Source organism: Roseovarius pacificus, from assembly GCF_900142665.1.
Classification (GTDB): Bacteria; Pseudomonadota; Alphaproteobacteria; order Rhodobacterales; family Rhodobacteraceae; genus Roseovarius; species Roseovarius pacificus.
Genome location: NZ_FRBR01000001.1, coordinates 311,884 through 338,067 on the forward strand (window position 1 = coordinate 311,884; position 26,184 = coordinate 338,067).

The following is a 26,184-nucleotide window of genomic DNA, read 5'->3' on the forward strand; positions in this document are numbered from 1 at the left end:
CGCATCGCGGGCCGTTTGCCGTTCAAGGGACCAGCTCGGGAAGAAAACGATGACCACCCTGCCCAGTGACACCACGCTCACCGAATCCGGTCTCGATCTGCGCAGCAGGCAGAAACGCGTTCTCCTGATTGCCTGCGGGGCGCTCGCGCGGGAAATCCTCGCCTTGATCAAGGCCAATGGCTGGGATCACATGGACCTGCAATGCCTGCCCGCCAATCTGCACCTCTACCCCGACCGGATCGTCACTGCGGTCGAGCAGGCAGTGGAACGCAACCGAGATCGGTATGACCGGATATTCGTGGTCTATGCCGATTGCGGAACCGGCGGGCAACTTCAGGCCAAATGCGCCGATCTGGGCGTCGAAATGGTCGAAGGCCCGCATTGCTACTCCTTTTTCGAAGGCAACGCGGCCTTTGCTGCCCATGGCGACGACGAAACGACGGCGTTTTACCTCACCGACTTTCTGGTCAAACAATTCGATGCTTTCGTCTGGAAACCCATGGGGCTGGATCGCCACCCCGAATTGCGGGATATGCTGTTCGGCAATTACACCAAGCTGGTCTACCAGGCGCAGGTCGAAGACCCGGCCCTGAAAGCCAAGGCTCGGGACTGCGCCGACCGTCTGGGCCTTGCGTTCGAATACCGTTTCACTGGCTATGGCGATCTGGAACACGCGTTGAAAGCCCAGTCAGACACCGCCTGATCCCCTTCTTCTTGCCGAAAACATCCCGGGGAGTTTGAGGGGCAGCGCCCCTCATTCGACCATACTGCGCGGCAACGCCGCACACTTCAGGAACCGCGCGTTCAGGCCGCTTCGGAGGCGACCAGGCGAATCCGTTCGATCATCGCCCGTACACCGTTCGAACGCTGCGCCGAAAGGTGATCGTTCAGACCCAGCCGGGCCAGTTCCGCCTGTGCATCGACCTGCCCCACCTGTGCCACCGGCAGATCGTTATACAGCGCGCGCAGCACCGCGATCAGGCCGCGCACGATCATGGCATCGCTGTCGCCGTCGAAACCGAACCGTCCGTCTTCGATCCGCGGATGCAGCCACACCTGACTGGCGCAACCATCCACCTTGGTCGCAGGCACCTTCAGGGCATCGTCCAGAGGCTCCATCGCGCGCCCTTTGTCGATGACATAGCGATAGCGGTCTTCCCACTCGTCCAGAAACTCGAAATCCGCGACGATATCCTCGAAGGCTTCGGTTGCCATGATCTGCTCCTGCTGCTGTGCCCATGACCTAGGCGGGCGCATCCCGAAGGTCCAGCCCCAGCTTGCACCTTTTCAACACGGTTCGGATAAGGTAACCGGGGAGAAAGGAAAAGGGGCGGTCCAAATGCGGAAATCAGTTGCGGTTCTTGTGATCCTTTCAATGACTCTTGCGGGATGCGGCGGCTGGCGCGACTCGCGAATGAATCCGGGGAACTGGTTCGGCAAAAGCCGCGCCGAGGCCCGCACGCAAACGCAAACACCGGCCCAGACCAATCCGCTGATCCCCGAAGAGACCAGCATCTTTCGCCGCAGCCGGAAGGAAGAGGTCTATCTCGGCACGCCCGTCGATCAGATCGTCGCCATGAACGTCGAACGCACCTCGGCCGGCGCGATCATCAAGGCCACAGGGCAGACCGTGCGGCAGGGTGCATTCGACGTGCGCCTCGTGTCCGAAACAGACGGCGAGCCGGTGGATGGCGTTCTGACCCTTGAAATGAAGGCGGTCCAGCCCGTGAACATGCCACAGGGCCCTGAACGGGTGCGCCGCGCGACAGCCGGGTATTTCGTGAGCAATCAGGATCTGGCCGGCATCCAAACCATCCGCGTTCTGGCGGCGCGCAACGCGCATTCGACACGCCGCTGATCGCATGCACGCCCACTATGGTGGGCGTGCCGGTTACAGGTCGATGGTCCGAATGTCGTTGCCCTTTGCCGTCAGGGCGATCTTTCCATCGCACAGGCGCAGGGCATCGCCACCGAAAACATCGCGCCGCCATCCTGCCAGTGCAGGCAAATCCCGCTCGCCGGAAGCGATCGAATCCAGATCGGCGGCCGAGGCGATCAGTTTGGGGGCCACACCGAAAGATTCGCTCTTGGCTTTCAGAAGCACACGCAACAGATCGGCCAACGCGGGATTCACCTGCGTCTTCGACTGGGATTTATCGACCTTCGGCATGTCCTCGGTCGGGCAGTTCAGACCGTCCTGAACGGCCTTGAGGATACCTTCGGCGATATCGCCCTTGCGCGCCTCGCGCAGCAAAAGCCTCGACCGTCCGAGATCGTTGTGCGTGGCCGGTTTGGTCGAGGCCAGTTCGACCAGCGCATCGTCCTTGAACACCCTGTTGCGCGGGATATCGCGCCCCTGCGCATAGCTTTCACGAAACTTCGCCAGCTCCCGCACAACCGCAAGAAACCGCCCCGACGCGTTGCGTGTCTTGACCCGTTTCCATGCCTCTTCGGGTTTAACGATATAGGTTTCCGGCGCGGTCAGTGTCCTGACTTCCTCGGCCACCCACTGCTCGCGGCCCGTTTCCTTCAGTTTCGCCGACAGGAACTCATAGATATCCCGCAGATGCGTCACATCGGCCAGCGCATAGGTTTTCTGCGCCTCGGTCAGCGGGCGGCGGGACCAGTCGGTAAACCGCGAGGTCTTGTCCAGAGGCTGCCGGGCGATCTTGCGCACCAGCGTTTCGTAACCCACCTGCTCGCCGAAGCCGCAGACCATCGCCGCCACCTGCGTGTCGAACATCGGATCGGGAATGACCCCGGCATCGACAAAGAAAATCTCCAGATCCTGACGCGCCGCATGCAGCACCTTGACCACAGAGGTATCCCGGAAAAGATCGTATAGCGGATCAAGCTCCAGACCGTTTTCCAGCGGATCGACAAGAACCGCATCCTCGGGCCCGTCGCCCGGTATGGCCAACTGGATCAGGCAAAGCTTGGAAAAATAGGTGCGCTCACGCAGAAATTCAGTGTCCACAGTGACATAATCGAAATTGCGGGCGCGGGAGCAAAAGGCGTCAAGGTCTTGGGTGGTCGTGATGGTTTTCATGAAAGATGTTCTTCAGTCTGGTTCCGGCGATCCATTCCCTATGGGGGAAATAAGCCATTGATGCAAACAGCTTGCCCATTCAGGGCAGCATGACAGGCCGCCGGTCACCCTCGGCATAGCGCCGCAGGACTGCGGGATAAAGCCGATGCTCCTGCACCAGAACGCGCTTGGCCAGAAGGTCGGGCGTGTCATCCGGTAACACCGGGACCCGCGCCTGCCCGAGGATCGGGCCGTCATCCAGTTCCGCCGTCACTTCATGGACGGTGCATCCGGCCTCGGCATCGCCCGCCTCGATGGCGCGGGCATGGGTGTTCAGCCCCTTGTATTTCGGCAAAAGCGACGGGTGGATGTTCAGCATGCGGCCCTGCCAGTGCTGCACGAAACCCGCCGTCAGAACCCGCATGAACCCTGCCAGGCAAATGATATCGGGCGCGTGGCGTTCCAGTTCGGCCTGCAACGCGGCCTCGAACGCGGGGCGGTCGCCCTTGAACGGACGGTGATCGACCACCGCCGTGGCAACATCGCGCGCGCGCGCCTTTTCAAGCCCGCCCGCCTGCGGATTATTCGACAGCACCAGAACCGGCCGTGCCGGGTGATCGCCCGTCATGCTGTCCAGCAGCGAAACCATGTTGGACCCGCTGCCGGAAATCAGGATGGCAACGCGTTTGCTCACGCAAGCGACCCCGTATAGCTGACCCCCTGCCCGGCCACCACATGGCCAAGGCGGCTGACGGTCTCGCCCTCCGCCTCAAGCAAGGCTTGCAGGTCGTCGGCGCGCTCCGCAGCGACCGACAGGATCATGCCGATTCCGCAGTTGAACGTCTTGAGCAGCTCACCCTCGGCCATACCGCCTTGCTCGCGCAACCACTTGAAAACAGGTGGCAATTCCCAGGCACCCAGGTCGACCTCGGCCCCCAGCCCCTCGGGCAGGACGCGCGGCAGGTTTTCGGTCAGCCCGCCGCCGGTGATATGGGCCAGCGCATGAACGCCCCCGGCGCGAACCGCCGCCAGCGACTGGCGTACATAAAGCCGCGTGGGCGTCAGAAGGGCGGCGCCAAGCGTGCCTTCGGCCCAGGGGCAATCGGCCTGCCAGTCAAGGCCCGACATCTCGACCAGCTTGCGCACAAGGCTGTATCCGTTGGAATGCACCCCGTTACTGGCCAGCCCCAGCAGAACGTCGCCCTCGGCCACATCTGCGGGCAGGTCCGTGCCGCGCTCCATCGCGCCCACGGCAAAGCCCGCCAGATCGAAATCGCCCTCGGGATACATGCCCGGCATTTCGGCGGTTTCACCGCCGATCAGGGCGCAGCCAGCCCGAACACACCCCTCGGCGATCCCTTCGACGATACGCGCGGCGGTGTCCGTCTCCAGCTTGCCGGTTGCGAAATAGTCAAGGAAAAACAATGGCTCAGCGCCCTGACACACCAGATCGTTGACGCACATCGCCACAAGGTCGATGCCCACGCCGTCGACGTTTCCGGTGTCGATCGCGATGCGCAGCTTGGTGCCGACGCCATCGGTTGCGCCCACGAGGATCGGATCGCTGTAACCGGCGGCCTTGAGATCGAACAAGGCCCCGAACCCGCCAAGCCCCGACATCACCCCCGAACGCGTCGTCCGTTTGGCCGCTGGCTTGATCCGCTCGACCAGAGCGTTGCCCGCGTCGATATCCACCCCCGCATCCGAGTAGGTGATCCCGTTCTTGCCGCTGTTCATGCCATCGCCCTTTCCCGCGCCGTGCTGGCGCGGAGTTACCCCAACCGGAGACCGAAGAAAAGCGCCTAGCGCCGCCGACTCCCCCGAATCATGCTTAAAATCCTGATCCGGCGGGAAAACCGGGCTTCGGCAGCACGTCGGTATCGCGTCGGTATTGCATCGGTGCGCCGGTCGGTCGGAACCGCGGTTAACAAAGCGCACGGAGTTGACCCGCTTGACCGCCCCCAATCATCTGCTAGAGACAGTCTCAGGTCGGGCCTGTAGCTCAATTGGTTAGAGCAGAGCGCTCATAACGCTTTGGTTGGGGGTTCGAGTCCCTCCGGGCCTACCAATTCAATTTTTTGGCGTTATTTTTAAAAACTTTTTCTGAATAAGTGCCCCGCGCAGATTACGTTGCTGTACACCCTGAGCAGTAGAACTTTCTTAAAGACTTGTTTCAAACTCTTTGCTTATGGCTCTCGCAATATCTATCCATCCTTGTCGCCTTTCGGGCGACAGGGATCTAAATACTTTCAAAATAATCAGTTCTTCACTTTCATCTGGTGCATCGAAATCAACCAGATCAGCAGGTTTTACACCTAATGCCTTGGCTATTTTGATCTGCGTTTCAGTAGAAAGACGGCGTTCCCCACGCTCGATCTGAGCATAGTATGGCTGAGACAGGCCGATTTTTTTGGCAACATCTCTCTGGACCAAGCCTTTGGCGTCACGCGCTTCCCTTATTCTAAGTCTCATTGAATACAACTCCGTATAGTTTGAGGCCGCAATTTCACATACGATTCATCCACTGTATGCAATTTGGATTTAGGTCAAACTACAAGACTGGCTATCCGCAGGGCGCCCTGTCGTTAACCCATTGATACTTATAGAATGCAGTTTCATCACCACGAGGCACCTAAACTTAATTATTTCAATAGGCTATCCAAAATTAGCGCAGCTCTTTGAGCCTAACAGATTTCTGAAAATCACGTTATGCCGTTTCAGCGTCCCAGCTTACCGCGCAATCACGATATCGGCGCGCAGGCCGCCCAGACGGGTGCTTTCCCCAAGGCGCAGCGTCCCGCCATGCGCCCGCGCGATATCGAGGGCAATCGACAGGCCCAGCCCCACGCCGGTCCCCTTGTTCTGGTTGCGGGCGGGTTCGAGCCGGGCAAAGGGCTTGGTCGCCTCCTCACGGCGTTCGGGAGGAATGCCGGGGCCATCATCCTCGACCCGGATGCGCAGGGTCTTGTTCGTCAGCAACACCGATACCTCGGCCCGGCTGCCATAGCGCACGGCATTGTTGATCAGGTTCTCCACCGCGCGCCGTATGGCCCCCTCGCGCAACATCACCGTCCCCTCGCCCTTCACCTCGCGCAGTTCCGCAGCAATATTGGCGCGCTGGCAATCCTCGACGATCCGGCGTACCAGATCCGCCGGGTCCACAGGCTCGGCCTGCCCCTCCTGCGCGCCGCGCGCAAAGGCCAGAAATTCGTCCAGCAGGCGCTCCATATCGGCCACGTCCTGCTCCATCGGGCCGCGATCCTCGTCCTCCAGCATCGACAGGCTCAGTTTCAGCCGCGTCAGCGGGGTGCGCATGTCATGGCTGACTCCCGAGAGCATCAATGTGCGCTGCTCGATCTGGCGCTCGATCCGGGCGCGCATATCCAGAAACGCATGCCCCGCCGCCCGAACCTCAACCGCTCCGGCAGGCCGGTAGGGTACGTGCCGTCCCCGGCCAAAGGCCTCGGCGGCGCGCGCCAACCGCGTGATCGGACGCAACTGATTGCGCAGATAAAGAAAAGCGATCACCGTCATCAACGCGCCGAAGAACACCATATTGACGAACATCTGATGTGCGTTCGGGGCCGACACCCGTTTGCGGTCGAACGTCAGCCGCCAGAGCCCGTCGGGCTGGCGCATGTAAAGATGCACGAAATGATCGTTCGGCAGTTCCATGACCTCCAGTTCCGGCAACAAGCCACTCAACTCCCGGATCACGATAATCCCCGTGAAATCGTACCATCTGCGCAGATTTTCCCTGGGCTCCGCCGCCTGCGGAACCGGCATCACCCCGATCTGCAGGATTCTCGCCATCGGGCTGCGCGCCACCTCCTCGGCGGAGAGGCCGCTGTCGAGAATCAGATTGACCTCACGGCTGACCGCGTGGGTCATCTGCCTGGTCACGCCCTCGAAATGGCGTTGGGTAAAGACCACCGCCACCACCAGAAACAGGCTGACCACCGGCAAAAGCAGGATCAGGATGGCCCGCCCATACAGGCTGCGCGGCGTATATGATTTGAGCCACCGGAACGACATGCGCTAAACCTAGCCTCACGTCACGACGGAAGGAAGGCCCATGACATCCGAATCCCAATTCGATCCGCTCCCCGGACAGCCCGAAGACATGGGGCGCGGCATCCGCCGCATTCTGGCGCCCAACCCCTCACCCATGACCTTTCGGGGCACCAATACCTACCTGCTGGGCGAAACCGGGCTGGCCGTAATCGACCCCGGCCCCGACGATGGTGCCCATCTCCGGGCGATTCTCGATGCGGTCCGCCCCGGCCAGCGCATTACGCATATCTTCGTAACCCATGCGCATCTGGATCACTCGCCGCTGGCCGCACGGCTTTCCGCCGCCACAGGCGCCCCCGTGCTGGCCTTTGGCACCGCCACCACCGGGCGCAGCACAGCGATGGAACAGCTGGTGGCCTCGGGGCTCAGCGATGGCGGCGAAGGCATCGACCACGCTTTTGCCCCCGATCGGGTATTGGCCGATGCGCAGATCGTCGAGGGCGAAGGATGGCAGATCACCGCCCACTGGACACCCGGACATCTGGGCAATCACATGTGTTTCGCCGCCCGCGACGTGGTCTTTACCGGCGATCTGGTCATGGGCTGGGCCAGTTCGCTGGTCTCGCCCCCCGATGGCGACCTGACCGATTTCATGGAATCCTGCGTGCGCCTGCGCGAGTTGCCTGCGGACCTGTTCCATTCGGGGCACGGCGCCCCGATCGAAGACCCCCATGCGCGCCTGGACTGGCTGATCTCTCATCGCCGTGCGCGCGAGTCGGCCATTCTCGAACAGTTGCGGAACGGCCCCGCCAACGCCCACAACCTGGCCCGTGCCATCTATACCGACACGCCCGCCGCGCTGCTCCCTGCCGCAACGCGCAACGTGCTGGCGCACCTTATTGACCTGCAAGGAAAAAACATGGCCACCGCACTCGACCCGCTGTCCGCCGAGGCCCGTTTCACCACCCGCGCGGACGGCCCGGAAGCCTCGTGAAAATTTTGTCACAATACCACTGGACGCGACAGAATCCTGTTGCTATATCGCCCCCGTGTTCCGGCGTAGCTCAGCGGTAGAGCAGTTGACTGTTAATCAATTGGTCGTAGGTTCGATCCCTACCGCCGGAGCCAAAAATACCAGCTACATCAAGCACTTGAGCGGCCTCTTTATGGGGCTGTTTTGCTCTTCCGGGATCGGTCGGGCGCCGCACCGCACGAGTCAGCATTCAACAAAAGCAGTTCCAATCCCATATCCCTCGGGCCGCTTACCGTTGCGAGCGACAGGGAAACGTCGCTGACGGCTGGTTCGGGTTGATTTGCCTCCGATACCTGCCTGCGAGAGCATTGCGCATCTGACAAAGCCGCTCACGGGGGTCGCCAACGCGTCCGGATCGGAGCGGCAGGCGTTAAACCAGGTCGGCCATCGCCACCAGGTGGTTGTCCCAGGCACGGGGCAGAGATGCGAGCGCGTGCAACGATTTGTCGGCGCCGAATACCCCGCCCAGACCGTCCGTGACGAGGAAGCCTTCGTCAGCCGGTGCTATTCCGCAGACATCCGGGCGGCGAAGGGACTGCAGGAACTGCCCGCTGGTATCAAATATCTGAAACAATCCGCCGCGCGGCGATGTTATCGCAACGCGCGCCCCCGCCCCGTCAAAGGCGACCGAGCCCGCATACCCTTGCATCGCAAGGCTCTCAACAAGCGGAGGCTCGCATAACACCGGGTCTTCCCCCCGGCGATGCAGCCCCAGAAGAGGCACGGGCTCGGCAGTATCGCCCTGCCATTGCATCGCAAAGGCGACCGTGCCGTTCGCGGCGGCCAGATGGCGGATCGAACAATGCCGCAAGTCCTCGGGCAGCATGACTTGCTCAAGCAACCGGCCATCCGCCCCGAGATAGACAAGACTGGGGCACATGGTGTCGAGGTTCAGCTTTTCACGCCCGTGATCGGGATGGGTCCGTATCCCGCCATTGGCGACAGCCAGAATATCGCCGGGAAGGCGCACGACCTCGTGCGGGCCTATACCATGGGTTGGCATTTCACCGATCCTGCGCCACCCGTCACCACGCGCCCAAAGGCCGATCCGCCCTTCGCCGCTGTCGATGGCGTTCTCGGTGGTGCACAGGATATCACCGCCCTCGATGAACGCGCCATGCCCGTAGAAATGCCGCCCCCTTGGGGCTTCGAGCCGGGCGGCCACATCGCCGCTGGCGCAATCTATGACCAGTGCAAAAGTACCGGGCCTGCGGGCAAAAGCCACCGCCTCGGGTGCGGTCGGGTGCACCGCCGCCGCATGCCCGCGCGTCGGCAACGCGATCCTGAAAACATCCTGCCCCCTGGCGGACAGACCATAAAGCGCGAAATCGCCATTGCGATCACGCGCCGCCGCAAGGAGGGCGGGATTGCCCGCATCGGCCCAGGTGGCCTGAGGCAGCGCCGTGCCCGCGGCAAGCATGGTCAGAAAGGTTCTGCGATGCATGGTTCAGTCTCCATCCATTGAATTGAAACCCGCCGACAGGCCAAGCGCCGCACCGATTTCCGCCGCGACGGTCTCGCGGATATCGCCGATGCGCTGTTGCAGCGCCTCGACCCGGATGCGCGTGGACGGATCGGCCACAGAGGCCAGATCCGGCGTTTCGATCCGTCTGGCGGTTTCCAGTGCCTCGTCAAAGGCGGCCTCGCTGCGCGGGATCGGCGTGGCGGACAGGGTGCGCGCAAGGTCGCGCAGCGCTTCGAGCGACAGAACGACATTGCGCAGGCTGCGCCCCGAGCGCCGGGCCTCGGCCCGATTGGGGCGCGGACGCTCGAACGTGCCAAGCGGCCTGCCCAGCCTTTGGTCCTCGGTGAATTCCAGCCCGGTCATCAACGCGGTATAGAGCGCAAGGCGCGGCTCGCGCTCGGTCAGAAACCGGGTGTTGCCGCCCTGCCCCGCGGTCAGCATCGTTTTGGCGAAATCGTCCCAGTCTCGATTCACGGCAGCCGCCATGCGGGCGAGATCGCGCGCAATCGCCCGCACAAGCGTGCACTCGTACTCCTGTGCGCCATAGCCCGAGAAATCGTCGTCATAAAGAAGCCGCTCCAGCGCAAAGAGCCCCCGCGCCGCGACCGAAACCTCGGCAAAGCCCTCGGGAGTCCGCACAATCTGGTCCTGATCCGCCACCAGCGAGGACAGGGCACGCGCCACCATCCCCCGGCTGTCCGGCCAGAAGGCGATGGCCAGCATGCGCCCCTCGTCTTCCAGCGGGCCGAAGCTGAGATGCGATACCCCCATCCACGCATCGAACGCGTCCTGATACGCCGGGCGCAGCCCCGTCGCGGTGCAATCCGCGCTCGCCGCTTCGGCCAGTTCGTCCGTTTCCTGGGCAAACCTGTCGATACGGGGCTGAACATGGTCCTGCAAAACGGCCTGCACATCCGCCACAGCCGGCAGTGCAAGACAGGACAAAACCGCGACAAGGAAAAAACGCATCACAAGCTCTCCAGATATCGGATCAGGGCGGCCCGGTCCTCGGGCGGCATCCCGACCACGCTATCACGCGCCGCCTGCGCCTCGCCACCATGCCAGAGGATCGCCTCGAGCCGGGATCGCGCGCGCCCGTCATGCAGGAAATAACTGTGGCCATTGACCTGTTCGGTCAACCCCGTTCCCCACAGCGGCGCGGTGCGCCATTCATGACCGCTGGCGCGCCCCTCGGGGCGGTTGTCGGCCAGACCGGGACCCATATCGTGCAACAGCAGATCGGTATAAGGCCAGATCAGCTGAAAACTCTGCTCGGGCTGATTGTCGAGCCTGTGCGTGACGAATTTCGGCGTATGGCACGCAACGCAGCCCGTGTCGTAAAACACCTGCTTGCCGCGCAGCACCTGCGGATCGTCCACATCCCGACGGGCGGGAACGGCAAGGTTCCGGCTGTAAAATGAGACCAGGTCCAGCCCCTCGGCATCGATTTCCCACCTGCGCGCATCGCCATCACCATGCGGCCCCGCGATGCAGGCCTCCTGCGCTTCCGTGCAATCCCCTGAAGGGGCCTGAAAAAGCGGATTGGAAATGCCGATATCGCCCGCAAAGGCGCTGGCGGATTGCTCCTTGACCGTCGCCATGCCCGCCTTCCAGCCGAAACGGCCCAGCATCGGCACCTCGTGTTCGACCGACCACACGATCTGCGCCCTGCCCGATATGCCATCGCCATCGGCATCGTCCGGGTCCGCATGACTCAGGATGTCTTCAACCGGGATCGCCTCGAGCAGGCCAAGGCCGATCATCTGGGGCGCCACGCGCGGCGACAGCATCGCCTCGGGATGCGGCGCCCCATAGGCGGGATCGGCCAGACTGTAATTGGGCTTGCGCAGCATCGCGTTTTCGCCCCCCGACAGCGCTACCTCGATTTCCTCATAGTCGATCTGCATGCGGCCCTCGGCGGTATGACCGGCGGTCGCGAAATCCTGAATCTGGCCCCCATAGACCGGATCGGGCCGGGTGCGCGGCGTCGTGTCGCCAATCGAGTCGAGGAACGCTTCGATCTCCTCCATGGCACTGTCCGACGCCGCCGGAACCGAGATACGCAGAAACATCGACACGGGACTGTCTTCCGGGCCATCGGGCGGATGCCCGCGCCCGTCCTTGAGATGACAACGCTGGCAGGACCGCGCATTGTAAAGCGGCCCCAGACCGTCCGATGCCATGGTCGAGGACGGCGACGACACCCAGAGCTTTCTGAACAGCCCGTTGCCGACTTTGAAATTCAGCTCGCCCTCGAAGCTCATGTTGCCCGAGGCCTGTGAAAATGCATCGGCATCGCTGCGGGCACGAACCGTCGCCGCGCCGCCCGGATTGGTTTCGAACGTCTCCGCCACCGTAAAATCGGGCGTCGGCGCCGTTACCCTGGCAATGCGGGCGGTTTCGTCCGCCGTGCGGGGGATGACGTCGAGGTGCAGATCGCGCAATTCGGACAGGTCTGCGGACGCGGTGCTTGCCACAACGCACAGCGCAATGGCGAAATATCGTCGGGTCATGGGCTGGTATCCCAATACATGTTTCGGGTTTTCATTCAGCCGCCGCGCGTCAAACAGCCAGTCGGAACCATACGGCCTGCGGGGCGGAACCTGTGACCGGACCGCCCCGGAGGGTGTTATCGGGTTACTGGAACACCGCGTCAGGATTGTCGAGGCTGTCCGACCCTTCAAAGCCGATCTGATCGAGACCGAGCGCTGAAACCGCCCGTTCGATCGACCGGGTCTGTGTGACCAGAGCGTTGACCGCCGACATGATCAGGTCTTCGCCCGCCGCGTTGCCGCGCGCCAGCATCTGATCATAGGAAAATCCGGCTTCGGCAGCGGCCTTGATCTGCCCCAGTTCGATCATGGTCTGATTGAGATCGGCGCGCAGGGCGCTGTCCACATCGGCATCGGCTTCGGCCACCAGTTCGGACAGGCTCGGGCCCGACACGACCGATCCGTCGATCCGCACGTATTCCCCCATATACACGTTGCGAATGCCAAGACCGTCATAGTAGTGGCTGTTATGCGTGTTGTCCGAGAAGCAATCATGCTCTTCCTCGGGATCGTTGAGCATAACACCCAGCTTCATACGCTCGCCCGCCTGCTCGCCATAAGACAGGCTGCCCATCCCGGTCAGCATCGCCACGATACCGGCATCCTCGTTCGACATCAGGGTGGTGCGCGCTTCGCCATCGTCGGTCCACTGCGCGGCCATCCATTCCAGATCGGAAATCAGAAGATCGGTCGCGGCCTGAAGATATTCGCCCCGCCGGTCACAATTGCCATTGGTGCATGCATCGTCCAGGGCGTAATCCGTCCACACACGGCTTCCGGCCCCCGGCTCGGTGCCGTTCAGATCCTGCCCCCAGAGAAGAAATTCGATGGCGTGATACCCGGTGGCGACATTCGCCTCGACAGCGTCGGCCTCGTGAAGCTGGTCTTCCAGAAGCGCGGGCGTAATCTCGGACGCATCGATCTCGACACCCGACAACGTGAATGCCGGATTGGCCACGACATTCAGGGCCGCATACAGGTTTTCGTCCGTCGCCCCGCCATAGGTCGCATCGACATAATCGATCAGCCCCTCGTCAAGCGGCCAGGCGTTCACCTTGCCCTCCCAATCGTCAACGATGGCATTGCCGAAACGATAGGCCTCGGTCTGCTGGTAAGGCACCCGCGATTCCAGCCAGGCCGTGCGCGCCGCAGCAAGCGTATCGGGCGACGGATCGGCCAGCAACGCCTCCACTGCCGCCTTCAACTCCTGCGCCTTGATCAGGCTGTCCTCGTATCCCGCCTGTGCAATATCCGCATAGGTATCGAGCACCGCGGCCTTGTCCGCGAGTGCCGGGCTCGCAGCCATGCCAAGCGCGATTGCGGTCATCGTTCGTTTCATTGGATTTGGTCCTGTTGTTTGCGTGACGGACGATGAAGCTGGTCGTCCCGACGCCAGCGCTCATCGACTCGCGCACAATCCTGATTAAATAAATCAGAAATGTAAATGGCGAGTTTTTTTATCGGAATTAAAGCGACTTCCAGAAAGCCCCGCTCATGATGCATTTACCTCAATCGCACCCACTTAATGGATACTTCGCAACTATTTGAAATACATTCATCTTTCACAATTTTGGTGCAAAAACGGTGATCCGTTGACTTTTCGCACGAAATAACTCAGGAATATACTTACAGCCAACTGTCGCGACAGGCTCACGCCCTGCCGCAACGGCCAGCCCCACGAAAACTCAAGTCGCAATCGCTGCAGACGCCCCTTGTCAGTGCCGCCCGGAATGCCCCGATGCCGACACAGGCCCGGCCCCCGGTGCAGCACTCATCCGGCTTTCAGATATAAAAGAGGACAGACATGAAACGATTGGTTCCGGCATCCGTGGCGCTGCTTTCCGCCGCATCCACGGCCGCCATGGCACAGGAAGGCGGCAGCAGCCGCTTTTCGGCGGAATTCGCGATAGAAATCGCGAACGACTACACATTCGATTCCGATGATCCGGCGGCTGAGTTGAGCGATACCTATGTCACGATCGGCGCAGGCCTGTCCTTTGCCCTGGCCGAAAGCACATCGATCAATGCCGGCCTTGTCTTCGAACCCGTTCTCGACCCCGCCGACGACCGGTTTTTCGAGGATCACGGGCTTTATGTCGAGGAACTGTTCCTGTCGCACGATTTTGGCGGGGCCGAGGTGGTTCTCGGTAAGTTCAACCCGGCCTTCGGCGCAGCCTGGGATCTGGCGCCGGGCATCTATGGCGCGGATTTCGCCGAAGACTACGAGATCACGGAAAAGATCGGCGTCGGCATCAACATCCCGATCACGGCCCATGGCGGCGAACACACCCTGTCCTTCGCCATGTTCAACGCCGACCGGTCGCTGCTTTCCAACTCTCTGGGCCGCGAACGCGGGCAGACCAACCTTGCCGCCGGGGGTGTATCGAACACCAGCTCCCCCGAGTCCTACAGCGTCACCCTGTCAGGCAACTTCGGTGCCACGGGGTACAATTTCGGCGTCCAGCATCAGGAAGGCGGACAGGGCGATGTCGCGGATCAGACGGGCGTGGTGCTCGGCCTGACCCACAGTTTCGATACCGGATCGGTCCCGTGGGAAGTGCTGGCAGAGATCGCGTGGTTCGACAAATTCGACGGGACCAGAAATTCGGCAAGGTACTATACGCTCGGCGCAGCCGTTCCGGTTGGACGGATCACCCTGTCGGGCACCTATTCGGTGCGCGACATCGACACCGCCCCCACCGACCGCCTGGCCACGGTCACTGCCGAAATGGACCTGGCCGACGGCTTGAGCGGCGCCCTCGCCTATCGCTGGGGTCGCGAAGACGGCGTCGACAGCAACACCATCGGCACGCTGCTGGTCTACGAATTCTGAAACCGAGCAGCCAACCGATCCGGCCCGGAGCCTTCGCCGGGCCGGACAAATCACACGAATCCACACTCTGACCTGCCCCCTTTGGGTCCCTCGTTCATAACGAGAGTCTGCGGGTTTGAGATTGGTAGTGTGAGCGGTCGTTCTGGGCAAGCGCGCCGGGCGCGGAGCCCTCAAATTGCGCAAGCGTCCGGCGCGCTTCGAGCGGCGTCTTGTTTTCCAAGGATGAGTGCGGTCTGACGGCGTTGTAATCATAGCGCCAGAGCGCCAGCTTCCGGCGGGCGTCGTCCAGGGTATCGAAGATTTCCTCGTTCAAGAGCTCGTCGCGCAGGCTGCCATTGAAGCTTTCGATGAAGGCGTTCTGCTGCGGTTTGCCCGGATCGATGTAATGCCAGGGCACCTCGTTCTTGTCGGCCCACTTCAGGATGGCGCGGCTGGTGAACTCCGTGCCGTTGTCGCTGACGATGCAGCCGGGCTTTCCGTAGATCCGCACCAGCGCATCCAGCTCGCGGGCGACACGGGCGTCCGAGATGCTGGTGTCGGCAGTCAGGCACAGGTTCTCCCGGCAGCAATCGTCGATCACCGCCAGAATGCGGAACTTGCGCGAGGCACCGACGCTGTCCGCCAAGAAGTCGAGCGACCAACGGGCATTGGGATGTGCCGCCCCCGGCATCGGCGTGCGTGACCCACGGGCCCGCTTGCGCCCGCGCCGTCGCTTCACCGACAGCCCTTCCTCCCGGTAGAGCCGATAGAGCTTCTTGTGGTTCATGAGCATGCCCTTGCGCTCGAGCAGGATACCGATCCGGCGATAACCGAACCGGCGCCGCTTCCCGGCGATCTCCTTCATTTCCTCGCGGATCTTGGGGCAGTCCGGCGGGCGTGTGCGCCGGACCGTTTTGGGATCGACACCGACAAGCTGGCAGGCCCGGCGTTGCGAGATATCATGATCCCGCATGGCCCTGAGCGCTGCCTCTCGCCGCCTGGTCAATGTCGTCAGTTCTTTCCCAGAAGATCCTTCAGGACGACATTGTCGAGCATCGTGTCGGCCAGCAGGCGCTTGAGCTTGGCGTTCTCATCTTCCAACGCCTTCAGCCTGGCGGCCTCGGAAACCTCCATGCCGCCATACTTGGCTTTCAGCTTGTAGAACGTCGCTGGGCTGAGGCCATGCCTGCGGCACACCTCAGCTGTTGGCAGGCCCGCCTCCTGCTCCTTGATCATCCCGATTATCTGCGCCTCGGTGAAATGGCTCTTCCTCATTCGTCTGCTCCTTCGCGGTTGAGCAGACTCTACATCAGACTGAGGGATCTCGCGGGGGGCAGGTCAACTCCGATCGCCTTTCGCGTCGGGCTGCTTCCAGCATACTTCACGCAGGAAACGGCATGACGGGAAGAGACGCCGGAGCGTCGTTTAACGATCTGATATTACTGGAAGTTTTTGGTTGCGGGAGCAGGATTTGAACCTGCGACCTTCAGGTTATGAGCCTGAGTGGTTATGCGAGACAATTCCGACATTTCGGATCGCGACGTTTGAACCTGATCGAGGCCGCCCGCCGAAGGCGCGCAGCCACTCATCACGGCCTTACCTCCCACCAATCCGGCCATGCCACCTTATACGGTGTACGGGTGGCCTTCACCACGGTCTCCTGCTCGGCGCGTGTGAGACGCCTGTCGCCAAACCGCTCAAGGGCAGCCTCTACGATCCAAGGCTCGAGCATCATCCGCGCCGTTGGGCGATAAGGATCAAGCTTCTTGGCCATCCGGAGTGGCACCAACGCTTCGTTCACGCTACCAGGTGCGACGGACACAAGGACGATCGTCTTGGGTCTCATCATATCATCCGTCTTCGTGCGCGTGGTCTTCTCGATGGCGTTCATGGTGTCACGTGCTGCCGGTCCATTGCCTTCGAGGCCCCGCTTCGCCAGGCGCAGAAGAAAGGCTTCCGCCGCGGTGATGCGCCGTTCCTCGCCATCTTCTCGGATGGTCACCATCTGCCCAAGAACGGACTCGTAAGGCGCTTCCCTAAACCGGTTTTTGGGCCGGCCCTTCGGATTGCCGCTTTGGCCTTTCGTGAAGCGCGTAGACGTCGGTGGACGACCGTATCCAATGCCCTCTTCATCGGAGTTTCCGGACATCAAGACCGCTCCTTTGGCCAACGCAAGGTATCCGGATTGCGCGTGCAGCGCCGGATGGAAGCAATCTCGGTGTCCGTCAACGGAGCGACACCTCTCCGCCGATCAAAAGCGGCCTGCACCGCCCACGGCTCCAGAAGTTGTCGCGGAGCATACGTATCCGTTTCGTCGAAACGTTCGTCGCGGCTCACGATTCCAAGGACCTCCAAAGCCTCCTTCGCATTGTCCGGACTCGGCGACATCTTAAATTCCACTTTATCGCGTGAGGTATCTGGCGCATGACGCCGGTACCAGTCCTCCCGCTTCTCGATCCACTTCAACACCTCCCGTTCCGCCATCCGTTTGCCAGCCAGCGCGTCCTGGTAAGTGCGATGCTGCAGCGCCTCTTCCATCGTGATCGTGCGCGGTTGGCCGTTGCGGGTGATCGTCAACTCTCGATCGACCACTACGTCGAACGGCGAACTGCGTAGGGTCACAGGCTTTTTCGGGCGCCCCTTTGGGTTGCCACTTGTTCCTTTCCGGAACTGACCCCGTGTATCCCGTGTGCCCGACCCGCTCACGGGGCCGTCTCCAGTTCCGGCTCCCGCCCGGTCAGTGCCGACCACCGTTCGATGGCCACATCGACGTAGGCCGGATCGATATCGATACCGCGGAAGCGGCGCCCGATGCGTTCCGCCGCGATCAGCGTCGTGCCCGAGCCGAGGAACGTGTCGAGCACAAGATCGCCATGGCGCGTCACGTCCCGCAACGCATCAGCCACAAGCCCCGTCGGCTTCACCGTCGGGTGCAGCACCAGGTCCTCTCGCCGGCTTCCCTTCATCGAGTTGACCGAGGCGTAATCCCAGACATTGGTCCGATTGCGGCCATGCTTTCCGAGTTCCACCATGTTGAGATGCGATGCGTCACCGACACGATAAACGAACACCAGTTCGTGCTTCGAGCGGTAGAGTGAACCCATACCCGCATTTGACTTGTTCCAGACGCACAGGTTCAGCCGCGCACCATAGACCTTCCTGCCGACTGCGGCAACGTCATCCATGTGCCGCCAATCCATGCAGACAAAGTGCACGGCACCCTCGCGCGAGACTTGCGCGGCGGCGCCGAGCGTCGCCTCAAGGAACGCACGGAACTCGTCGTCGTCCATTTCTCCGGACGCCATCGCAAACTCGCGATGCCGCCCTTTCGCGTTCGCGTGACCGCTGATGCGTACGTTGTAGGGCGGATCCAGAAACGCCGCGTCAATCTGCGCACCTTTACCGACCACCCGCTCGAGGAATGCCGTATCACGGCTGTCACCACAGCCGATCCGGTGCTCGCCCAGCACCCAGATGTCACCGGGCCGCGCGCGGGGCGTGACGGGCACGGCCGGGACCACCTCGTCCTCCGGGTCATCGGGACCGTCGACGATCACGTCGATCTCCCCGGTGCTGAAGCCGGTAAGTGTCGGATCGATGTCGACATCGATCGCGGACAGCTCGGCCAGCTCCAGCTGCAGGATCTCGAGATCCCAGCCCGCATTGAGCGCGATCTTGTTGTCCGCCAGCCGCAGCGCCCGCTTTTGCGCATCCGTCAGGCCCGACAGTTCGATCACCGGGACCTCCGTCATCCCCAAGGCGCGGGCAGCGATCAGTCTTCCGTGTCCGGCGATGATGCCCCCTTCGGGATCGGCGAGGATGGGATTGGTGAAGCCAAACTCTCTCATCGAAGCCTGTAACTGGTCGATCTGGCGCTTCGGATGCGTGCGCGCGTTGCGCGGATCCGGCTTCAGGTCCGTCAGCGGTCGGTAGCATACCGCCAGGTCGCGTTGATCTTCAATTCCCTCTGCCAAACTCGATCCTCCGCCATCCCATCACGTGTTTCGAGGGTAGGCATCCCACAGTACGCGGGCAAGCCATTTCGACGCTGGACTTCCGACGCGAACGGAGCGTTTCTGGGGCCACGCCCGGACCCTCCGGGCTCGGGCCGGTACCGGCGGATTTTCCCGCCGCATAGACCGGAGATCACATCATGACCCACAAAACCACCCGCAAGACCGACCCCGACGCCTTCAAATCCTCGCGGCCGAATGCGCCACAATCACCCCAGGGTCCGCGCAAGGGCGCCACCAAACTGACACTGGTCACCGACCTGCTTACCCGCCCGGAAGGCGCCTCGATCGAGGAGCTCTGCGCCGTCACTGGCTGGCAGGCACATTCGGTGCGCGGCGCGATGGCCGGCGCCCTCAAGCGCAAGGGCCTCGTTGTCATATCTGAGAAGTACGAAGGCATTCGTCGCTATCGCACAGGGCCCGTGTCCTGATGCGGGCGGCTGAGATCGAAACGCAGGTCGAGGCTCTGACAAGCCTTGACCTCGAGGCCCTTCGCGCCATCTGGCGCTCCCATTTTGGGGAGCCCCCCAAACTCAGATCACCTGACTTGCTGCGCTTGTTGCTGGCGTGGCGGCTGCAGGCACAGCATCTTGGCGGACTCGACCACGACACCCGCCGCAAGCTGCGGGGTCGGAGGCCGACGGTGCCCGAGGGGCAGCAGCTTGGCACGGGCGCAATCCTGCGCAGGGACTGGCAGGGAAAGCGTATCGAGGTGGTGGTCCAGTCCGACGGCTTTCACTGGAACGGTCAGCTCTGGCCCAGCCTTTCGGCTGTCGCACGTGCCGCAACCGGAACTCGCTGGAATGGTCCCCGCTTCTTTGGCCTACGGGAGTCTTCTGTATGACCCCCGTTTCCCGTCCCCCGCGCCGCCGCTGCGCGCTTTACACCCGCAAGAGCTCCGAGGACGGTCTCGATCAGGAATTTAACTCGCTCGATGCACAGCGCGAAGCCTGTGCCGCCTATGTGAAGAGCCAGTCAAGCGAAGGTTGGAAGGCATTGTCCAGCCTCTATGATGATGGCGGTCATTCCGGTGGCACGATGGAGCGCCCTGCCCTGCAGCGCTTGATCGGCGATATCCGCGCTGGTCGCGTCGATATCGTCGTGGTCTACAAGATCGACCGTCTCACTCGCTCGTTGGCCGACTTTGCCCGCATGGTCGAGATATTTGAGCGACACGAGGTCAGCTTTGTCTCCGTAACCCAATCTTTCAACACCACCTCCAGCATGGGCCGTCTCACGCTCAACATGCTTCTGTCCTTCGCCCAGTTCGAGCGCGAGATCACCGGGGAACGTATCCGCGACAAGATCGAGGCATCAAAGAAGAAGGGCCTGTGGATGGGAGGCAACCTCCCGCTCGGCTACGACCTGCCAGTCGAAGGCAGCCGCGTGCTCGTGGTCAACTCCGGCGAGGCGGATCTCGTCCGGCAGATATTCACCGCCTATCTCGAACTCGGGTCCGTCCATGCCCTGCAGCAGCGCCTGCGGCAAGCCGGCATCGTCTCGAAGACCCGGACCACCGCTGCCGGACGAAGAGTGGGCGGGCACCCCTTCAGCCGCGGCGCCCTCTTCCATCTCCTACGCAACCGGCTCTACCTCGGCGAGATTCCGCATCGAGACACCACATACCCTGGCCAGCATGCCGCCATCGTCGACCCGGACTTGTTCCGGGCCGTACAAACCGGCCTCGATGCAAATGTCCGCCGCCGCAGGCGGAGCCGTGATCGAACCGCGGCATCCCCCCTCACGGGGCGCATCTTCGACATCGACGGGCAACCGATGTCGCCCACCTTTTCCTATGGCCGCAACCGCAGGCTCTATCGCTACTATGTCTCGGCTAACATGCAGCAAGGCGGACCGCGCGAGGCACGTGACGGACGTGAGCCAGCGCCGCGACGGGTTTCTGCGGACGTACTCGAAGCTCTGCTGGACCAAACGCTGAAGCGCCTGCTGCCAGACGCACTCGATGCCTCCCTTTACCTCGTCACCCGCGTCGAAGTGCATCGGGAACATCTCGACCTCACCCTGCCTCTGCGCCTGCTCCGCACAATCCGTCCGAACTTGATTGAGGACGAGATCGCAGAGCCCGATCCCACCGATCACACCTGCCTGCGCCTCACGCTGCCCGCGCGCCTGCGCACGCGCTCCGGAAAAAGCGAGATTCTCGCCGGAGCGCCCGATGCGCCAAAGCCCGATCCGGTCCTGATCCGCGCGCTTCGCAACGCGCATCAGATGCTCGACACCGCCGCCGATGGATCACAGACCATCAATGCAGCCCCCACCGCACCCTATCGACGTCGCCTCATACGGCTCGCATTCCTGGCGCCCGATCTCCAGCGCGCCATCCTCCAGGGGCGTCAGCCGCGACACATGACCCTCGCCGCCCTGATGGATTCGGAATTGCCCCTGTCCTGGTCCGAGCAGAAGCGAATCTTCGGATCGCCTCGCGCGTCCTGAAACGCATCGCGATCATTCTCCGGGCGCCTGTTATGGCCTCCGATCAGCCCTGATATCGCGTACAAAACGGCCTGATACCGCGCTCAAAGCACCTGTTATCAACCGGAACAGGAAAGTGGGTTTCCGGGATAATAAGGCACTGGAATTACGCTCTTTTTATCAGACACGCGTCGGCGCTCCGCTCTCACGCACCTGTTTTTGGAACGAATTTCGGAAAAATTCCCTGTTAATCGCAAACTCACCCTGCCTCAACGCGAGCAGAGACCGCGCCGACGAATAGCCGCGAAACGCCGCGAAACGCCGCTTTGTAAAGGGCGGTAGATAGCGATAGGCTCGGAAAAAGTTCCCTGTTACGGGCGCTTGCAAGACCGTTACAAAGCCGGAGACTTATTGCGGGGGTGCGTGGCGGAGAGACAGGGATTCGAACCCTGGAGACGGTTTCCCGCCTACACACTTTCCAGGCGTGCGCCTTCGACCACTCGGCCACCTCTCCGTGGCGCCCTCTTTAACGCTGGCCTTACCGGCAGTTCAAGAGCTTTCTGCGCCCCGCGCTCAATCGTCCAGATGAAGATAGACGCGGCGGTTCCGGCGGCCCTTTTTCTCGATCTTTCCAAGGCGCAGGCGGCCGATCTCGCCGGTGCGCGCCACATGGGTGCCGCCGCAGGGTTGCAGATCGACCTGCTCCGCCCCCTGCCCGATCCGCACCAGCCGCACCTTGCCCGTCCCGCGTGGCGGCGCGACCGACATGGTCCTGATCAGGCCCGGATTGGCGGCCAGTTCCGCATCGCTGATCCAGTCCTCACGCACCGGCAGGTCGCGATCCACCAGATCGTTGAGCGCCGCGTCCAGCATATCCTTGTTTTCGGGCGCATCGGGCATGTCGAAATCCAGCCGCCCCTTGCGCGCCGTGATCGCCCCGCCCGTGACCGGCAGGGGGATCACCACCGACAGCAGATGCAGCGCCGTATGGACCCGCATATGCCCGTGCCGCCGCGCCCAGTCCAGCCGCTGCGTCACCCTCTGGCCGACCGGGGGCAGGCCCTGCGGCCCGGCGGGGACAAGCGCGATCCCGCCCTCTTCGGTCTTCACCGCCGTCGCCACCTCCATCGCGCCGCCCGGCCAGTCCAGCCGCCCGCTGTCGCCCGGCTGCCCGCCACCCGCGGGATAAAACACCGTCCGGTCCAGAACGACGCCGCCCTCGGGCGTGTGCGCCACGACCTGCGCTTCACCGTCGCGCAGATACGGATCGTCACGAAACAGGGCCTGCGTCATTACCGCCCGTCCCCGCCGTCCGGCTCGCCGCCATCCTCCGCGTCGGGGATGTCATCGCGCGTCATATGCGCCGCGGCGGGTGTCTCGTCATCGGGCGGGCGGACGCCCTGCTCGGCCGTATCGTCCATATCCTTCGCCGCGGCGGCCCCGGTCAGAACCTCGGGATTGCGCAGCCAGATATCCTGTTGCGTGAATGGAATCTCGATCCCTTCCTCGGCAAAGCGGCGGGCGATCTCGTGGTTCATGTCCGATTTGACGTTCAGCACGAAATTCACGTCGCGCAGAATGGCCCGGATTTCGAAATCCAGCGAGCTGGCCCCGAATTTCTGGAACACCACGTAAGGCGCGGGGTTCATCAGAACCAGCGGATGCGCCTTGGCGATGTCCAGCAGGATCTCCTCGACCCGGCGGGTATCGGTGCCATAGGCCACGCCCACCGAAACGATCACCCGGCCCACCGTGTTGCCACGGGTATAGTTCGTCACCGTCCCGCTGACGAAATCCGCATTGGGCACGATCACGTCGGTGCGGTCGAACGTCTCGATCCGGGTCGAGCGCACCGAGATATCGCGCACCGTCCCGTGCTGACCGCCCACCTCGATCCAGTCGCCCTCGGAGATCGGGCGCTCGATCAGCAGGATGATGCCCGACACGAAGTTCGACACGATGTTCTGAAGGCCGAAACCAATCCCGACCGACAGCGCACCGGCGACGATGGCAAGGCTGCTCAGGTCGATGCCCGCGCTGGTGATGGCGATCAGCGCCGCCAGGAAGATGCCGATATAACCCACCCCCGACACGATGGCATTGCGCCCGCCGGGATCAATTTTGGTTTTCGGCAGAACGCTGTTCTTCAGCGCTCCCTGCAACAGCCGCGTCGCCACGAGCCCGATCACGAACACGATGGCCAGCGTCAGGAAGATCGTGGGCGAAATGCGCGTGTTGCCGATGGTGATGCCTTCCACGAACTGCGTCCACAGCTCGGTCAGGTCCGTCACCCGCGCGCCCCAGATCAGCGCGAAGACCGGCACCGACAACAGCACCAGAACAAAGCCCACCAGCACCGGAATCAGCGAATCCGCCGCGCCCTCGCGATTGCCGCTCAGCAGGGCATAAAGCTCGACCACCACGCGTTGCAGCACCACCAGCGCCGCCAGCACCATCAGCGACAGCACCGACGGGAACAACAGGAACGTCGACAGGCCGACATAGCCGACAGCGGCCAGAACCGGCGCCGCCACGGCCAGCGCGACAAGGGTGCGCGCCAGCAGCCGGGTCATGCGCGCGCGATAGGTTTCCTCGCCGGTATCCTCGGCGGATTCGGCGGTGTGCAACAGCAACAACCGCCCAAGCCGCCACAACAACAGCGCGGCCACCACCACCAGCGGGAACAGGATCACATTGCCTGCCGCCTCGGACCAGCCGAACGTTTCGCCCATCGAATCCAGGAAATGATGCAGCCCCATGGCCAGGCCCAGCAACGCCCCGTACCACCGCCCGGCCCGGCGGGCGTCGCCCTCCAGGCTCAAAGGCGGGGCGCGCATGTCGTCGGTCGGGAAAATCTGCGTCGCCAGCCACCGCGCCACGAGAAAGACCAGCGCCGCCTCGAGCGCGGTTTCGAACACCCGGTCCATCCGCGTGCCCACAAGGCCGGTCATATACACCGCCCCGGCCAGGAACATCAGCCCGACGAACGGCAGAACGAAACTGCCGAGCGACACCATGAAACCGGCGATCCAGCGCCCGGCGCTTTCGCGATCCCTCAGAATGCGCCGCGTCAGGCGGCGGCTCCACTTGCGCCCCCGCGCCACCAGAATCGCCCCGACCACCACCAGAATGGCCGAGACCGGCAGGGCCGCCAGCGCCTCTTCACGCTGTGTCGGGCTGCTCCAGATCGCCAGCGTTTCCGAATGCACCCCGTCCGCGGCCTCGATCAGCGCCGAAACCCCCGCCCGCCAATGCACCGGGTTGGCCGGGGACGGCCCGAGATCCAGCAGCTTTTCGGTCTGCCGGTCCCGCATGATCTGGTCGATCCCCTTGACCAGCCCGTCGGCCCGGCTATGCGCCAGTTCCGCGCGTTTCGCCGGCGCCTGAAGATTGGCCAGCCGCGCGTTCAACTCGTCGCGCTGCGCGGCGATCTCGGCGGATTCCTGGCCGCCCTCGGGGGCGGGGCCAAGCGCATCGAGCTGCCTCTGAACGGTGGCGATGGTGCTGGCATTGACGTTCTGCGCGACCTGAAACCGTTCGCGCCACCGCGTCAGTTCCTCGCGCAAATCCTCCAGCGCCGGGATCGAGGCCTGCGCCTCTTCGATCACCTCCTCGGCCCGTGCCGCCGTTCTTTCCCAGGCGTCGTAATCCGGGGCGGAGTTTTCGGATTGGCCCGAAATCTCCGCCTGCTCCTGCGCAAAGGCGCCCTGCGTCCCTGCGCCGCCGAACAGCGCAGCCAGCGCAACGATGGCAAATGCAGCCAGACTCCGGCGCAACGGGCCTGTCATTCAGCGAACACTCCGGGAATGCTGCGCGGGGCCTGATCCAGCCAGCCGGGGGTCGGCAGGCCCTTTTCGCGCAGGAAATCGGGATTGAACAGTTTCGACTGATAGCGCGTGCCGTAATCGCACAGCACGGTCACGATGGTATGGCCCGGCCCCATTTCCCTGGCCATGCGGATCGCCCCGGCCACGTTCACCCCGGTCGAGGCCCCCATGCAAAGCCCTTCGTTTTCCAGCATGTCGAACACGATGGGCAGCGCCTCTTCGTCGGGCACCTGGCAGGCGAAATCGGGGGTGAACCCTTCGAGGTTGCGGGTGATGCGGACCTGTCCGATCCCCTCGGCGATGGAGGTGCCCTCGGCCTCCAATTCGCCGGTGGTGTAGTAGGAATAGAGCTTTGCCCCCATCGGATCGGCCAGCCCGATCTTCACGCCCTTGGGCTGCAAGGCCATGGCAACCCCTGCCAGAGTTCCGCCCGAACCACAGGCGCAAATGAATCCGTCCACCTTGCCGCCGGTCTGTTCCCAGATTTCCGGGCCGGTGGTTTCGATATGCGCCTGACGGTTGGCGACATTGTCGAACTGATTGGCCCAGATCGCCCCGTTTGGTTCGGTTTTGGCAAGCTCTTCGGCCAGACGTTCAGAATAACGAACAAAATTGTTGGGATTTGAATAAGGTGCGGCAGGCACCTGAACCAGGTCTGCCCCCGCGAGGCGCAGCATGTCCTTCTTTTCCTGACTCTGGGTTTCGGGAATCACGATCACCGTCTTGAAGCCCAGAGACGCCCCGACCAGCGCCAGACCGATCCCGGTATTGCCCGCCGTGCCCTCCACGATGGTGCCGCCCGGCTTCAGTTCCCCGCGCGCCACCGCGTCACGGATGATATAAAGCGCGGCACGGTCCTTGACCGACTGGCCGGGATTCATGAACTCGGCCTTGCCCAGAATTTCGCACCCGGTTTCCTCGCTGGCCCGGTGCAGCCGGATCAGGGGGGTATGTCCTACGGCCTCGGCCAGATCCTTCGCGATGCGCATTGCCCGTGCTCCTTGTCA

Annotated in this window: 24 protein-coding genes and 3 tRNA genes; 9 read left to right on the plus strand and 18 right to left on the minus strand. The window is 62.8% G+C overall.

All coding sequences use genetic code 11. From position 1 onward, the window contains the following. Window positions 1-49 precede the first annotated feature (49 nt). Window positions 50-703, plus strand: coding sequence for a DUF1638 domain-containing protein (locus tag BUB53_RS01510; protein WP_073031926.1), 654 nt, complete (start codon window positions 50-52; stop codon window positions 701-703). Window positions 704-804: 101 nt separating this feature from the next. On the opposite strand, the gene BUB53_RS01515 is transcribed toward BUB53_RS01510, so the two are convergent. After that, a complete protein-coding gene (locus BUB53_RS01515) occupies window positions 805-1,215 on the minus strand; it encodes a SufE family protein (RefSeq protein ID WP_073031928.1) in 411 nt (136 codons plus the stop codon). A gap of 124 nt (window positions 1,216-1,339) precedes the next feature. Here BUB53_RS01515 and BUB53_RS01520 point away from each other — a divergent pair, with 124 nt between their 5' ends. Then, window positions 1,340-1,858: a hypothetical protein gene (locus tag BUB53_RS01520; RefSeq protein ID WP_073031930.1), complete on the plus strand. Its 519-nt coding sequence runs from the start codon at window positions 1,340-1,342 to the stop codon at window positions 1,856-1,858. A 33-nt stretch (window positions 1,859-1,891) separates the two neighbouring features. On the opposite strand, the gene rnd is transcribed toward BUB53_RS01520, so the two are convergent. The 3 genes from rnd to purM all read right to left on the minus strand — a co-directional run bounded on the left by rnd (window position 1,892) and on the right by purM (window position 4,765). Further along, window positions 1,892-3,049, minus strand: a complete 1,158-nt coding sequence (gene rnd, locus BUB53_RS01525; RefSeq protein WP_073031932.1) for a ribonuclease D — start codon at window positions 3,047-3,049, stop codon at window positions 1,892-1,894. 79 nt (window positions 3,050-3,128) lie between these two features. Beyond that, the gene (purN, locus tag BUB53_RS01530) at window positions 3,129-3,722 is read right to left on the minus strand and encodes a phosphoribosylglycinamide formyltransferase (protein ID WP_073031934.1); all 594 of its coding nucleotides are present in this window, start codon (window positions 3,720-3,722) and stop codon (window positions 3,129-3,131) included. Next, window positions 3,719-4,765: a phosphoribosylformylglycinamidine cyclo-ligase gene (gene purM / locus BUB53_RS01535; protein ID WP_073031936.1), complete on the minus strand. Its 1,047-nt coding sequence runs from the start codon at window positions 4,763-4,765 to the stop codon at window positions 3,719-3,721. Before purM ends, purN begins: the two co-directional genes overlap by 4 nt. Before the next feature lie 254 nt (window positions 4,766-5,019). Here purM and BUB53_RS01540 point away from each other — a divergent pair. Further along, window positions 5,020-5,096 (plus strand) — tRNA-Ile (locus tag BUB53_RS01540). A gap of 92 nt (window positions 5,097-5,188) precedes the next feature. On the opposite strand, the gene BUB53_RS01545 is transcribed toward BUB53_RS01540, so the two are convergent. Together BUB53_RS01545 and BUB53_RS01550 are read right to left on the minus strand one after the other, a co-directional pair. Continuing rightward, a complete protein-coding gene (locus tag BUB53_RS01545; RefSeq protein WP_073031947.1) occupies window positions 5,189-5,500 on the minus strand; it encodes a helix-turn-helix domain-containing protein in 312 nt (103 codons plus the stop codon). Between the two features lie 258 nt (window positions 5,501-5,758). Beyond that, the gene (locus tag BUB53_RS01550) at window positions 5,759-7,063 is read right to left on the minus strand and encodes an ATP-binding protein (protein WP_073031950.1); all 1,305 of its coding nucleotides are present in this window, start codon (window positions 7,061-7,063) and stop codon (window positions 5,759-5,761) included. Between the two features lie 40 nt (window positions 7,064-7,103). Between BUB53_RS01550 and BUB53_RS01555 the strand changes: the two genes are divergently transcribed. Both BUB53_RS01555 and BUB53_RS01560 read left to right on the plus strand, forming a co-directional pair. Then, window positions 7,104-8,036 carry an MBL fold metallo-hydrolase gene (locus BUB53_RS01555; protein ID WP_073031952.1) on the plus strand — a complete coding sequence of 311 codons (933 nt, stop codon included), beginning with the start codon at window positions 7,104-7,106 and terminating at the stop codon, window positions 8,034-8,036. A gap of 59 nt (window positions 8,037-8,095) precedes the next feature. Next, window positions 8,096-8,170: transfer RNA gene (locus tag BUB53_RS01560), tRNA-Asn, on the plus strand. A 275-nt stretch (window positions 8,171-8,445) separates the two neighbouring features. Here the strand turns inward: BUB53_RS01560 and BUB53_RS01565 are convergent. The 4 genes from BUB53_RS01565 to BUB53_RS01580 form a co-directional block, all read right to left on the minus strand. Further along, window positions 8,446-9,519 (minus strand): DUF1513 domain-containing protein, encoded by a 1,074-nt coding sequence (locus tag BUB53_RS01565; protein WP_073031954.1) that lies wholly within the window; start codon window positions 9,517-9,519, stop codon window positions 8,446-8,448. Between the two features lie 3 nt (window positions 9,520-9,522). After that, on the minus strand, window positions 9,523-10,509 hold the full coding sequence (locus BUB53_RS01570) for an imelysin family protein (protein ID WP_073031957.1): 987 nt from the start codon (window positions 10,507-10,509) through the stop codon (window positions 9,523-9,525). After that, on the minus strand, window positions 10,509-12,053 hold the full coding sequence (locus BUB53_RS01575) for a di-heme oxidoreductase family protein (protein ID WP_084728781.1): 1,545 nt from the start codon (window positions 12,051-12,053) through the stop codon (window positions 10,509-10,511). The genes BUB53_RS01570 and BUB53_RS01575 overlap by 1 nt, the downstream gene beginning before the upstream one ends. 124 nt (window positions 12,054-12,177) lie before the next feature. Then, the gene (locus BUB53_RS01580; protein WP_073031959.1) at window positions 12,178-13,431 is read right to left on the minus strand and encodes an imelysin family protein; all 1,254 of its coding nucleotides are present in this window, start codon (window positions 13,429-13,431) and stop codon (window positions 12,178-12,180) included. Window positions 13,432-13,896: 465 nt separating this feature from the next. Here BUB53_RS01580 and BUB53_RS01585 point away from each other — a divergent pair, with 465 nt between their 5' ends. Further along, complete coding sequence (locus tag BUB53_RS01585) at window positions 13,897-14,925, plus strand: hypothetical protein (protein ID WP_073031961.1); 1,029 nt, start codon at window positions 13,897-13,899, stop codon at window positions 14,923-14,925. Between the two features lie 94 nt (window positions 14,926-15,019). Here BUB53_RS01585 and BUB53_RS01590 read toward each other — a convergent pair. The 4 genes from BUB53_RS01590 to BUB53_RS01615 form a co-directional block, all read right to left on the minus strand. Then, window positions 15,020-16,179, minus strand: a protein-coding gene (locus BUB53_RS01590) for an IS3 family transposase (protein ID WP_143163107.1) whose coding sequence is annotated in 2 segments (ribosomal slippage) — window positions 15,020-15,930 and window positions 15,930-16,179 — 1,161 coding nt in all. Because the reading frame shifts where the segments join, the coding sequence is not laid out codon by codon here. Window positions 16,180-16,492: 313 nt separating this feature from the next. Beyond that, window positions 16,493-17,053: a DUF5681 domain-containing protein gene (locus tag BUB53_RS01605; protein ID WP_073031969.1), complete on the minus strand. Its 561-nt coding sequence runs from the start codon at window positions 17,051-17,053 to the stop codon at window positions 16,493-16,495. Then, window positions 17,053-17,655: a DUF5681 domain-containing protein gene (locus BUB53_RS01610; protein WP_327213526.1), complete on the minus strand. Its 603-nt coding sequence runs from the start codon at window positions 17,653-17,655 to the stop codon at window positions 17,053-17,055. The genes BUB53_RS01605 and BUB53_RS01610 overlap by 1 nt, the downstream gene beginning before the upstream one ends. After that, entirely contained in the window at window positions 17,607-18,878 is a 1,272-nt protein-coding gene (locus BUB53_RS01615; RefSeq protein ID WP_073031973.1) for a site-specific DNA-methyltransferase, read from the minus strand. The genes BUB53_RS01610 and BUB53_RS01615 overlap by 49 nt, the downstream gene beginning before the upstream one ends. Window positions 18,879-19,057: 179 nt before the next feature. Between BUB53_RS01615 and BUB53_RS01620 the strand changes: the two genes are divergently transcribed. Genes BUB53_RS01620 through BUB53_RS01630 form a run of 3 tightly spaced genes read left to right on the plus strand, consistent with a single transcriptional unit; the run spans window position 19,058 to window position 21,371 of the window. After that, window positions 19,058-19,348, plus strand: coding sequence for a DUF3489 domain-containing protein (locus BUB53_RS01620; RefSeq protein WP_084728783.1), 291 nt, complete (start codon window positions 19,058-19,060; stop codon window positions 19,346-19,348). Then, the gene (locus tag BUB53_RS23465) at window positions 19,348-19,761 is read left to right on the plus strand and encodes a DUF2924 domain-containing protein (RefSeq protein ID WP_073031975.1); all 414 of its coding nucleotides are present in this window, start codon (window positions 19,348-19,350) and stop codon (window positions 19,759-19,761) included. The genes BUB53_RS01620 and BUB53_RS23465 overlap by 1 nt, the downstream gene beginning before the upstream one ends. Further along, on the plus strand, window positions 19,758-21,371 hold the full coding sequence (locus tag BUB53_RS01630; RefSeq protein ID WP_073031978.1) for a recombinase family protein: 1,614 nt from the start codon (window positions 19,758-19,760) through the stop codon (window positions 21,369-21,371). Before BUB53_RS23465 ends, BUB53_RS01630 begins: the two co-directional genes overlap by 4 nt. A gap of 403 nt (window positions 21,372-21,774) precedes the next feature. On the opposite strand, the gene BUB53_RS01635 is transcribed toward BUB53_RS01630, so the two are convergent. From BUB53_RS01635 to BUB53_RS01650, 4 genes are all read right to left on the minus strand, one after another. Beyond that, window positions 21,775-21,864 (minus strand) — tRNA-Ser (locus BUB53_RS01635). A gap of 59 nt (window positions 21,865-21,923) precedes the next feature. Next, on the minus strand, window positions 21,924-22,643 hold the full coding sequence (locus BUB53_RS01640; RefSeq protein WP_073031980.1) for an alanyl-tRNA editing protein: 720 nt from the start codon (window positions 22,641-22,643) through the stop codon (window positions 21,924-21,926). Further along, window positions 22,643-25,138 carry a DUF3772 domain-containing protein gene (locus BUB53_RS01645; protein ID WP_084728785.1) on the minus strand — a complete coding sequence of 832 codons (2,496 nt, stop codon included), beginning with the start codon at window positions 25,136-25,138 and terminating at the stop codon, window positions 22,643-22,645. The genes BUB53_RS01640 and BUB53_RS01645 overlap by 1 nt, the downstream gene beginning before the upstream one ends. After that, window positions 25,135-26,166: a cysteine synthase A gene (locus tag BUB53_RS01650; protein WP_073031984.1), complete on the minus strand. Its 1,032-nt coding sequence runs from the start codon at window positions 26,164-26,166 to the stop codon at window positions 25,135-25,137. Before BUB53_RS01650 ends, BUB53_RS01645 begins: the two co-directional genes overlap by 4 nt. Window positions 26,167-26,184 lie beyond the last annotated feature (18 nt).